We start from the raw sequence: 6,773 nt of genomic DNA on the forward strand, positions 1-6,773 counted from the left end.
CCAATAACATAGCTCCAACGGGGGAAAAAAACACGATCACTTTAAATCACGAGACAACGTTCAACCTTGTTGGTAATAGCTTGGCAGTTGGTGATTACCTGCCTTCAGTGACATTGATGACAAACAAAAACCAGCCGTACGATACCACAGCAAAAACAGACAAAGTGCGTATCTTTAGTGTACTGGCTTCGATTGACACACCAGTATGTAACCAACAAGCTCAGGATCTTTCTAACTTTGTAAAAGCAAACCCTGAACTGACAGGTAACATTGAATTCATCGGCCTAAGTGCAGACACGACTTTCGCACTGGATCGATTCAAGAATGAGAAAGGTATTACAGACAACCTAACTTTGCTTTCAGATGCCAAAGACCACGTTTTTGGTTTTGAATCAGGCACACAAATCAACGAACTTGGTTTACTGGCTCGTAGCACATTCGTTGTCGATAAAGACAACAAAATCGTTCATATTCAGCGGGTTCCAGAGCTGACTATGATTCCTGATTTGAACAAAGCTGTTGAAGTAGCGAAAAAATACTTCTAATCCAGACTTCAGTAGTGGGCCCTTATACCGCCCACTACTCTCCCACCCGATTTCCCCGCCCTAGCTTATCTCACCAAGCCAACCCATCGTCTAAACCAACCGTCCAAACTAATCGCCCAGGCAAATCATTAATGCGTCCTTTGTAAGTAATATCAATACATAACTTACAAAGGCTTACTAAGAGAAAATACCATTTCTTGTAACATACGAGCTTTATTGCTTGCAGATAATTTGGTTCTCTATGATAAATAAACTCATTTTTCCTACTCTTGTTGTTACAACAATGCTTACTGCGTGTGGCGGCGGAAGCGGTGGCGGTAACAATAACAGTGCTTCAAAAAACGTCATTGACGCATCTAGTGCCAGCTCAGTTGTTAGCTTGGGCAACAATTTCTCACTGCAATTCAGCGTAAAGTCGATTAAAAATGGTGCAGACAAAAACGTGAACGTTGATATTACTCAGTACGGTAATAATCTAAAATCAAGCGGCAATTTTGCTCAAGTTCATGGTGTACCAGAGCGCAACTATAAGACTCAAAATGACGCAGACATTACGTTCACAGTAACGGCAACAAGCTCGTCTGGTAAAACGTATAATGTTGAAAACTTTAATATTTACTACGAGAACTTCAACTCAACCACAACACCAGAAAAACTTGCTGTTGCGAAAGTCGAAAACAACATCAAGAACATCATTCTTTGGAAAAAAGCCGACACCGTAACCATCAACAAGCAATTCATCATCGATAGCACTGGCGACAAGTTTAATATCGACCAAATGAGACCGATGAACCTTTATGTACGCGTGGGTAACACCCTAAGTAACGCTATCCAATTTGTTCCAAGCTTTGCTCAAAGTGCTTCAAAGACGTTCGCTCGCGTACCAACAAGTGATTGTTCTGTTATTTCAGACACAACAGGCGACTTGCTTAACAATGGCATCAAACAACGCAGTTGCGTAGAAGCTCATGGTTACAAGATCCCGTTACTGATCGAAGACAAAACACAGAATGACGGCACGGCCAAAGTTGCGCACGTTAAGAAGATCATGCAGTACTACCTTGATAACTTCCCTGCCGAGGTGACCAAAGCTATTTATGACAGCAAAGCTGCGATGGCGTTCTTTTACGATGAAGACTGGGCTGATGGCCCGAATAGGGACGCAGGCGAATATTTAGATGAGAATTACCGCTTCCAAGATCTATTCGCGACTGAAACGACAGATACTACTGCAGGCGAAAATAAGCCGGGCTTAGTGACAAAAAGAGACGCTGCGTTTGAAGAGATCATTCACTTTGTACACGACTACGGTGTGATGAATTTGGCGGTGCAATCACCTTCATCAAAGTGGGGTGTGATGCAAAAAGAACTCGATGAGCTGAATGAAAAAGCGATTCTTGCGGGCTCTTACTTTCCAAATGGAAAAGACTCGACGATTGTTGAAGCTGACCTAGACGCTGAGTCATACGATCAAGAATACCTAGCCTACTCTCTGTATGCCTACTACGACGTAAACTACAAAGGCTACAGCGCTCAAGAGCTAAGTTCCGCGACATTCACAGAGCTTCAAAAGAACGACCCTGCGATGGTGAAGTTTATGGAGAAATACTTCCCTACTCGCGCCAATCTTATAGGGAAATTCCCTGGTTATCCGAACAACTAGTTTGGATCACAACTCTAACTAGCACGCACAAAAAAGCCGAATGTGACAATAACATTCGGCTTTTAAATTACGAGTTAGCGCTTACAGCTTGAAGCGGCTGATTTCGCTCTCTAGCTCGTGAGACAGCTCAGAAAGCTGCGCAGCTTGCTCTGCAGCTTGGTGCGCTTCGTCTGCTAGCTCGTTAGATACATCACGGATTCCTTCAGTGTTACGAGTAATCTCAGACGTTACTGACGCTTGCTCTTCTGCAGCAGAAGCAATCTGTGTTGCCATGTCGCTAATGCGTTCAACAGCAGCATGGATTTGCGTTAGGCTTGCAGCCGCTGAGTTCGCATCATCAACACTGGTTTCAGCAAGTGTACGGCTATCGTTCATGATATTAACCGCTTTGCCTGTTGTACCTTGTAGCAACTCAATCGTTTGTTGAATTTCTTGCGTTGAGCCGTGTGTACGTTGGCTCAGAACTCGAACTTCATCCGCTACTACTGCGAAACCACGACCTTGCTCACCAGCACGTGCAGCTTCAATCGCAGCGTTAAGTGCAAGTAGGTTCGTTTGTTCTGCAATACCTTGAATGTTAGACAAGATAGCGTTGATGCTGTTGCCGTGCTCTTCAAGTTCTAGGATAACGTTCGTTGCGATTTGAACTTCTTGAGCAAGGTTTTGGATAGAGCTTTGCGTCTGTGTCACTTGACCAGTACCGTGCTCACACGCGCCAACTGCTTCTGATGAGTTCTGTGCAGTGTGGTCAGCGTTACCCGCGATCTCTTGTGTTGCTGCAGCCATTTCGTTGACGGCTGTTGCTACCATGTTGATCTCGTCTTGTTGCATTTGGATACGAGCACTACGTTCTTCAGCTTGAGAAGCCGTTTGACGTGCTTGGTTGCCTAGCGCAGCAGATACTTCGCTTAGCTTGATCACCATGGTGTGCATATTGCCTACAAAACGGTTGAAGTTTTCAGCAAGCTTACCAATTTCGTCATCGCTCTTAGGCTCAAGGCGTTGAGTAAGGTCACCCTCACCTGAAGCAATTTCTTCAAGTGCCGCTGAAACACGGTTCAAATCACGGAATAGGAAGCTCACTAACCAAGACACTAATACGATTACGATTAACGTAATAATAACAGCCGTTGTGATCAATTGAGTAAGCAGTGTTGAGTGGTTCGCCTCTTCTGTTGCTTTGTCCATCTGAACCGCGAAGATCCAGTTAGTGTTAGGCACCTTCGTGAAATAAAGCAGCTTCTCTGCGCCACGTTGCTTAATAATCTCGATGCTACCCGTACGTACTGCGTTCTCGATAATAGGCATAGAGATATCGTTTGAAAGCTGGCTTACTGGCTTCAAGCTTAGCGCTGAATCTGGGTGTGCTAGGAATGTACCGTCAGAGGCATCAATTAGCATGGCGTAAGCGTTGTCACCAACATCAAGGCTGATTACATCGTTAACCAATTGGTCGATAAGTACGTCAGCACCCACGACACCAACAAGTTGGCCGTTGTGACGAACCGGTTCAGCAATCGTTACAAGAAGAGCTTTGGTGATCGCATCTTGGTAAGCGGTTGTGATGATTTGCTTACCTGCAGCGTTTGCTTCTTGGTACCAAGGACGTTGACGAGGATCGTAATCTGCACGATTACGTTCAGGGTGTGAACGGTACATTCCACCTTCTGGAGTACCTAAAAAGATATCGTCAAAGCCACCCGCAACACGAGCTTGCTTAAGGAAAGGAACAACATCATCCTCTCGTGAAAAGTCATTAAATGCTGATGCGATATCAGTACGGATATCAATCCAGTTTTTAATACCTTCAGATGCTGCTTCAGATACGCTTTCAGCTCGTAGGTATACGCCATTACGAGTCTGTTCAAATAATTGGTTTGCTGACAACCAAGTCAACGCTGTAGCCATAACGACAACAGCAGATAGGCTAGCGCCTATCAACTTCTGCTTTAGTGTTAGTTTCATGTCAAAGTTTCACGAGTGGTGGGGAATCTCGCGCATACTACCCAATATTAGTATTAAATTCGAGCGATTTCACAATTTAATATTGGAATATAATTTTAAGCAAACCATAAGCTTAAGTAATGTCAAATCCTTGGCTTGTCGCCAAATTTAAGGCGGTATTGTCTCTACGGTTATTAACATTTTTATCGCACTTCACATGCTTAAAAGAGACAAGAAAACACGGTAAAGAGGAAACAAAAAAGGCAGAAGAGTTTCCTCTTCTGCCTTCATAGTATTTACCGTTCTACTGCGTATAAATTGCAGTAGATTTCAGCTTAAAAAGCCTAGCGTTTTTCTGTACGCATACCCATTAGCAAGCTCACACACATCAGTAATAGAATGATGGTAAATGGTAATGCCGTCGAGATTGCACCCGCTTGTAGAGCTTGTACTGCTTCAGTACCACCAACCCACAATAGAGCTACAGCAATCGCACCTTCAAGGAACGCCCAGAACACACGTTGAGGCACTGGCGTATCAACTTTACCACCCGCAGTGATGCTGTCGATTACTAGAGAGCCTGAGTCAGACGATGTAATGAAGAATACTAGAACCAATACAACCGCAATGATTGAAAGCAGAGTCCCGAACGGCAGTGCATCAAACATTTGGAACATTGCTAGTGATACATCCGTTAGGCCGTCTTGACCAAGAATACCAACGTTATTCACGATTTGGTCAATCGCCATGCCACCGAATACTGACATCCAAATGATAGTCACGGTAGTCGGTACAATCAGTACTGCTGTGATGAACTCACGAACCGTACGACCTTTAGAAACACGAGCGATAAACATACCTACGAATGGTGACCATGAGATCCACCAAGCCCAGTAGAATACAGTCCAACCGTGCATCCACGTTTCATCTTCACGACCGTGAGGGTTACTCAACGGAATGATGTTTTCAATGTATGCCATCAATGTTGTTGGGATAGAACCTAAAGTCACCGCGTAGCCGATTAGAGCCACTAAGATAAGCAGTAGGAAAGCCACCAACATGTTGATGTTACTGATAACTTTAACGCCACCATCAATACCACGAAGTACTGATACTACCGCCAATAAAGTCACCGCTGTAATCACAATAACTTGCAGACCTAAGCCCGCTTCAATGCCGAATACATGCTGAATACCACTTGCCGCTTGTTGTGCACCAAGACCTAACGATGTCGCCAGACCAAATAGCGTTGCAAGTACAGCAAGAATATCAACAATGTGACCTGCCCAGCCCCAAGCTCTATCACCTAAAATTGGGTAAAAGATAGAACGGATAGAAAGAGGCAATCCCTTGTTGTAAGAGAAAAACGCAAGTGACAGTGCTACTACACCATAAATCGCCCAAGGGTGTAGACCCCAGTGATACATGGTTGCGCCCAATGCCAGTTTTGCAGCTTCTGGTGTGTTTGGTTCAACACCTAACGGAGTTTCAAACCAACCCGTGAAGTAAGCCGCTGGCTCTGCCACACTCCAGAACATCAAGCCGATACCCATACCTGCGGCAAACAGCATCGATAGCCAAGAGAAGAATGAGTAATCTGCCGTCGCATCAACACCACCAAGGCGGATTTTGCCGTACGGAGAAACAATCAAACCTAAGCAGAAAATTACGAAAATATTACCCGACCAGATGAAAAGCCAATCAAACGAATTGATAATCTGGCCTTTAACGCCATCTAGCGCAGCCTTTGCTGAAGCGGTATCTGTAATAAGAACACCGATCAGGAACAAAGCGATAAGTCCCGCACTAATACCAAATACTGGGTTATGAACATCAAAACCCCATTTCTGAACGTTATCTTGTCCTACTGTATAATCGGTATTTTCAATACTATACCTATCTTTTACAGGCTCCACGCTTCCTCTCTAATTTGCAGCGCACAGTTTGCAACATTGCATTCGGCGCTTAAATTTCGAAAAGAAGAATATCAACCTGTCGCAAAAATACTAAAAAAACCTCCATAAAGGAGGCCTAAATTACACATTTAGTAATTAAATTACACATTTAATGTAATTTAGCGTAAGATCAGTCCACAAGCCCGGAGCTGACCGCGTACTTAGCAAGCTCTGCTGTAGAGTGAATGTCGAGCTTATGCTTAATATTTTGCCTATGGGTTTCTACCGTTCGATAGCTGATATTCAGTGCCTTCGCGACCTCTTTACTACTCTCCCCTTTCGCGACTAATTTCAACACCGCTTCTTCACGTCTACTCAATGGATTCTTGACCGATGGCGTAGGAGTAATCGGCTGAGTAAACAAATTCTGCGTGACTTTTTCACAGAAATAGGTCGATCCTTGATTGACCGTTTTGATTGCCTGCACCATTTTTTCAGCCGAAATCTCTTTCAACATGTAGCCGACAGCACCCGATTGCATCACCTTCATGATGTATTCACGGTTGTTATGCATAGTCAGCATCAGTACCTTGGCTTCTGGGTCTTCTTCTTTAATCAGATGGGTGGCATCAATGCCATTCATGATAGGCATGCTGATATCCATCAACACCACATCAGGGCGCAGAGACTTAACCACCTCTACCGCTTCTAGCCCATTACTGGCGG

5 protein-coding genes are annotated in these 6,773 nt (G+C 44.3%); 2 read left to right on the forward strand and 3 right to left on the reverse strand.

What is annotated here, in order from left to right; translation table 11 throughout:
* Both A142_RS02025 and A142_RS02030 read left to right on the forward strand, forming a co-directional pair.
* Nucleotides 1-545: redoxin family protein (locus A142_RS02025; protein WP_019820523.1), on the forward strand; the 545-nt coding region annotated here is incomplete at its 5' end.
* A gap of 241 nt (nt 546-786) precedes the next feature.
* A complete protein-coding gene (locus A142_RS02030) occupies nt 787-2,208 on the forward strand; it encodes a hypothetical protein (RefSeq protein ID WP_019820524.1) in 1,422 nt (473 codons plus the stop codon).
* Nucleotides 2,209-2,289: 81 nt separating this feature from the next.
* On the opposite strand, the gene A142_RS02035 is transcribed toward A142_RS02030, so the two are convergent.
* The 3 genes from A142_RS02035 to A142_RS02045 form a co-directional block, all read right to left on the reverse strand.
* Nucleotides 2,290-4,173, reverse strand: coding sequence for a methyl-accepting chemotaxis protein (locus A142_RS02035; protein WP_016788533.1), 1,884 nt, complete (start codon nt 4,171-4,173; stop codon nt 2,290-2,292).
* Nucleotides 4,174-4,496: 323 nt separating this feature from the next.
* Nucleotides 4,497-6,068: a BCCT family transporter gene (locus tag A142_RS02040; RefSeq protein ID WP_019820525.1), complete on the reverse strand. Its 1,572-nt coding sequence runs from the start codon at nt 6,066-6,068 to the stop codon at nt 4,497-4,499.
* A gap of 169 nt (nt 6,069-6,237) precedes the next feature.
* The coding region (locus A142_RS02045; RefSeq protein WP_019820526.1) for a response regulator at nt 6,238-6,773 on the reverse strand (536 nt) is incomplete at its 5' end.

Source organism: Vibrio splendidus 12E03, assembly GCF_000272105.2.
Classification (GTDB): Bacteria; Pseudomonadota; Gammaproteobacteria; order Enterobacterales; family Vibrionaceae; genus Vibrio; species Vibrio splendidus_I.